The following is a 4,707-nucleotide window of genomic DNA, read 5'->3' on the forward strand; positions in this document are numbered from 1 at the left end:
GAAAGCTAGATAAATGATTTTAAAATATTGCTCCTATCCTGGCGGGGGATAGGCGTAGTTTTTTAAAATCCTAGACTCAAAATTTGCGCTAAAATCTAGAGTTGAACCAGTTATAATAAAAAAAACTTGACTTTCTCATATTTTTCTTATAACTTTGGCAAGCCTTTAAGCGTCTTCGCTTTGAAAATGTATTTTCAGCAAATATCGTTTGCAAGGCTTGACGAAAAAACAAATCCTTTTTTCCGTTTCTAAACTCTATCCTTCATTCAAATTTTTAGGCTATTTATCAGGTTTCGAACGCTCAATTGCGCACAACGTCCCGCCGCTTTGAGATGGTGTGTGGTTCGTAACCTTTCAATTTTCGGCTTTGCAGAAAATGTGATGCGAAACGGTAATTCCACTAAATCACACACTAGCTCAAAACGGCTGTTAGTGGCTGCCATTTTTAAAATGATGACCCCAAACTCCATAAATTAACTTTCTAATTTCTGTACCCAGATTTTTTAGGCCTTCAACTTCTATCTTTTCCTTTTGTTCAATTTTTTTATCGATAAAAGCATTCAATGTATCTTCTATTTCTTTAATTGCTTTAAAGGCTGAATCTTGAGATTTTTGTAACATTTCTAACGTTACTTGTTTTCCAATTTTTTCTTTAACAACTTCAATTAAATTAGATGTAATTCTAATTATATCATTAGCCATATCAAGTGAAGCTCTTCTTAATTGTTCTTCTCTTGTCATATCCTCAGGTTGTGGATATATTTTCAAAACAAATTTTTCTTTTCCTTCCATTAAATTATAGCATTTTTCATAAGTGTCTGCATCTAAATTGTGCATGAATTGATTTCGGAGTTCCATAAATGCTTGATACTTATTTTTATCATTTTTTGACAATGCACGAATGTCTATTAATAATTCGACCTTCTGGTTAAAAGAAAGATTTCCACTTTTATTACCTAGCGATCGAGTTTCTTTATAATTTTCAATATCAAGAAGCTCGGCTAAAAAGGCAGATGTAATTTTTTCTAAAATTAAAGCCAATTCTAAAATTTCAACTCTATTCTTCATTTGAAATGCAGGTTTTATAATGGTTGCCACTAACGTTCTCGCGCTACAAGCAGTTTGGGGTTAAATCAGCGTTATCTTTCGGATTTGCCAAATCTTCCAAATGCAAACCAATTTTTCCATTAAGCCAAATGCCCAAATTGCTTGTAGCGTGTGTTGGCAGTAGTTTATTTATTATCTTTTAATTTCTATATTTTCATTTCCGTAATCGTCTTGTTCCAAATATAATTTCCAATTTAATTCTTTAGCAACATTCAAAAATGTTTCGATATAAACTGATTGATTAATTTCTATGTTTTTTGAGCAAACAATTGCAATTAAATTTACAAATTCTAATTCTTTTTCACTTGTAGAGAAATTTCCGTTTTTTGCTTTAACAATATTTATTTCAAGCCAAGGAAAATGGTCGTAATTAGAGAAAGATTGATGATTAATTTGCTTGAAATAAGTTGTTTTAGCTAGTATTTCTATAACTTTTTTCGATTCAATTTCTTCTGGATGTGCTTCATCACTTTGTATGTTATAATAATTGTATTGATCGCTCCACATAATTAATCGCCTAATAATTCAATTTCAATTTTCTTATTTATTAGAAACATTAACAATCCTTTAAATTCGAGAATAATAGAAGTTTTTAATTTGTTTTTATTTAGGTCAGTAATTTCGATATACTTTTCTATGATTTTTACAATTGTTTCTTGATTTTCAATTGTTAATTTCAAATCTCCGTATTGGTCAATTACAATTCCTGTCCATTGTCTAAATGTCTCGAAAATTTCAAGTAAATATTCAAATTTATTATTCTCCATTTGAAACAATAATTCATTGTTATCAAGTCTATGAAAATCTAATGCCATTCTGTTCTTTTGGTTAAATTACTGCCAACGTCTTGCTAGTAGGCGATGGTCGGGCTAAATAAAGCAATTATTTTCGGATTATCACTAATTTCCCAAATACAGAACCATTTTTCCATTAAGCCTAATTCCCGACTATTGCTTACTAGCTGTTGTATGATGCCATTTTTTCCATTGAATGACTCATTACTGTTTTGGTTTGCTAAGTTAATTGATTGTATTCAGATTCATTAGCTCTTTGCTAAATTTGGACAAAGGTTACTTCAAAAAAGTGCTAAAACTTTTTCTTGCTGGTTCTTTAGCTTTTTCTTCATAGTTTACATTATATTTATTGTTGAAGCCGAAAACTTGTTGGATGTTTTTGGCTGGCGTAATATCATAATCATTAACTATGGTTGTGCCAAGAAAAGCCAATTGTTCTAGTTTTGGCATTTTTTCTACAAATTTTATTGAGGCTAAATTTTTACAATCTAAAAGACTTAAAACTTCAAGTTCTTTGAGTTCGCTAATTGGGGAGAAATCTTCTAGTTTCCAACAAATGTCAAATTCTAAATATTTTAAGTTTTGCAATGTTTTAATATCTGAAATATCTGTTAGACTTCTAACACCGCCAAAAGAAATTGATTTTAAATTTGTTAATGTTTCAATACCTTTTAACGATTTTATTTTAGCAGTTTTGAAACTTAAACTTTTTAAGTTAGTTAAACCACTTAATTTGGTTAAGTCTTTTTCATCGAATCCCGAAATGGTTAAATGCTCTAGGCTATCATTTAAACCATCAATATTTACTATATGCTTTTTTGACCATACATAAAAATGAATTGAATATAGTTTCTGTAATTTTTCACAGTCTAAAATAAATTCTGAATCTTTGTATAGTGAAATAACAAGACCCTCTAAATTTGGTAAATCATAAATAAAAGAATTGTCGCCATCTCCATATTGATTACCAATATCTAGGTTAATTACATTATGAAATTTTTGTGAAAATTCTTGTAAAAAATAATTATCAAATTTACCTGATAACCGTACAGTATATTTGTTTTCCAAAAAATCAGGATTTATGTTTTCTAAATCTGAATCTGGTTTAACCATCAAATATGGTGCTGTTTTAAAACCTGATAAATGCATAATTAAAATGGATCAAATGAAGTTGGTAAATTATATTTTTTTGCTATTTTGATTGCTTCTTCTGTAAACTTGTCTTTTCCTGCTTTAGACATCAAATCAAATCTTCCACCTACAGGATTTACTTTGTTGAGTAATTTATGAATTTCTTTGCTGTTTTTTGTGGTTATATCTCCGCCATATTTTTCTAATATAACAAACTGCTCATACATTTCACGTTCGAGTTTTGTAGAGCCTTTCATTTTATGAATAATTTCTGCACTTTGTTTTACGGTTTCGGATAGTTTACCAGCCTTGCTAAAATGATTTTTTATTCTTGTAACAACGTCTTTGGATTGTCCTACATAACCTTGAATATCATCAGCATTTTTTACAACCAAGTCATAAACACCTTTGTTATCTCCAACTGCTTTTACTGCTTTTTTGATGATTTTTGCGCCACCAATAAAAGTTCCTGCTATTGGAATTGCCGATGCAAAACTTAATGCGGCATCGCCGTAGTTTCCTCTTGCAAGTGAAATTGTTCCGCTAATAATATCGGCTGCTTCGCCAGCAACTGGAATTAAGCCTATTAAATCGAGTGCAGTTTGTGTCGCATCAAGGTAAGCAGTCCAATTGGTTGGTTTTCCACCGTTTTTTTCGGCATCAAATTCGTTGAGAGTTTCCCATTTTACAGGCGAATATCTTGGAAAACTAATATTTCGGTTAAATTCGGGTGTGTTTCTTTCTTCTGAGAATGGTTTTTTTAAATCCGAAAAATCAACATCTGGAAAGGCTGTTTTAGCTTGTTCTAGTGTTCCCTCAAAAGTAGCGTGCTCATTTTTGTATGCCCAAACTTCTTCGCCTCTTGAGGCAACTTGCGATTTAAACTGACTTACAAATACAGTTCCTGATGAAGTGAAACCTGCTGAAGTGGTTCGTTTTATTTGTGCGATGCTTTCGCCTACACTTACAAATTCGTGCTTTATTTGGTTTAGTTTTGTCCCCTCTTTGTTTGTGATAACAATATTAGTATCTTTTTGGTTCTCTTTTATTTCTCCATCACTTTGCAAATTTACTTCTACACCCGAGTTTTCATTTATATCATTGAAATAAGCAAAAACTGTTGCTTTTGTAGAATCAGCGATTCTAATGTTTAAAGGCATTGTTCCGTCAGATGCTAATTGATTATGAAACGAAACTCCTGATAATGGTTTTGCTTTCTTATCATCATTTTTTATTGCCCATTTTAATAATTTCAATTCAAAATCAGATGGCACTCTTGATGGTGTTGCCTTGTACATATATGATTCGCCTACTTTTACCTCTTTTACAAGATTTCTTTCGTCATCAAAAGGCCCTTCAACTTTGGTTACTTCTACATCTGTCATTTTTAGTTTTGGAGCTTCTTTTGGTTCTCCAAAAGTTATTCCGACATCTGATGTTTCAGTTATTGCTCCCGCAGCATTAAATACTATGTTTCCTTTGGAGTACATATTATAGTCTCCTCCAGTAGTTTTTATTATTTTCCCTCCAACAATTCTTATTCTACTCATTTTTTTTAGATTATTTATAGACGTTAGTGTCGCTCAATGGTATCATACAACGGTTTTTTGCTACAAGACGGTTGGGGAAAAGTACGCCATAACTTTCAGTTTAAGACCAATGATGAAAGTAAAAA

General features: G+C 31.2%; 5 protein-coding genes. All 5 read right to left on the reverse strand.

The features are described from left to right. Positions 1 to 429 precede the first annotated feature (429 nt). Positions 430 to 1,068 (reverse strand): hypothetical protein, encoded by a 639-nt coding sequence (locus FNW52_RS20280; protein ID WP_143379291.1) that lies wholly within the window; start codon positions 1,066 to 1,068, stop codon positions 430 to 432. A 171-nt stretch (positions 1,069 to 1,239) separates the two neighbouring features. Next, positions 1,240 to 1,614 carry a hypothetical protein gene (locus FNW52_RS20285; RefSeq protein ID WP_143379292.1) on the reverse strand — a complete coding sequence of 125 codons (375 nt, stop codon included), beginning with the start codon at positions 1,612 to 1,614 and terminating at the stop codon, positions 1,240 to 1,242. A 2-nt stretch (positions 1,615 to 1,616) separates the two neighbouring features. Further along, positions 1,617 to 1,922, reverse strand: a complete 306-nt coding sequence (locus FNW52_RS20290) for a hypothetical protein (protein ID WP_143379293.1) — start codon at positions 1,920 to 1,922, stop codon at positions 1,617 to 1,619. A gap of 255 nt (positions 1,923 to 2,177) precedes the next feature. Continuing rightward, complete coding sequence (locus FNW52_RS20295) at positions 2,178 to 3,050, reverse strand: leucine-rich repeat protein (RefSeq protein WP_143379294.1); 873 nt, start codon at positions 3,048 to 3,050, stop codon at positions 2,178 to 2,180. 2 nt (positions 3,051 to 3,052) lie between these two features. Next, entirely contained in the window at positions 3,053 to 4,582 is a 1,530-nt protein-coding gene (locus tag FNW52_RS20300) for a GIY-YIG nuclease family protein (protein WP_143379295.1), read from the reverse strand. Positions 4,583 to 4,707 lie beyond the last annotated feature (125 nt).

Origin of the sequence: Flavobacterium sp. ZT3R18 (assembly GCF_007097385.1) — a bacterium.
Classification (GTDB): domain Bacteria; phylum Bacteroidota; class Bacteroidia; order Flavobacteriales; family Flavobacteriaceae; genus Flavobacterium.

What these genes read in the sequence shown, in the direction of transcription:
- FNW52_RS20300 (WP_143379295.1), bottom strand. Translation starts at nt 4,582, where the DNA reads ATGAGTAGAATAAGAATTGTTGGAGGGAAAATAATAAAAACTACTGGA.
- FNW52_RS20295 (WP_143379294.1), bottom strand. Translation starts at nt 3,050, where the DNA reads ATGCATTTATCAGGTTTTAAAACAGCACCATATTTGATGGTTAAACCA.
- FNW52_RS20290 (WP_143379293.1), bottom strand. Translation starts at nt 1,922, where the DNA reads ATGGCATTAGATTTTCATAGACTTGATAACAATGAATTATTGTTTCAA.
- FNW52_RS20280 (WP_143379291.1), bottom strand. Translation starts at nt 1,068, where the DNA reads ATGAAGAATAGAGTTGAAATTTTAGAATTGGCTTTAATTTTAGAAAAA.
- FNW52_RS20285 (WP_143379292.1), bottom strand. Translation starts at nt 1,614, where the DNA reads ATGTGGAGCGATCAATACAATTATTATAACATACAAAGTGATGAAGCA.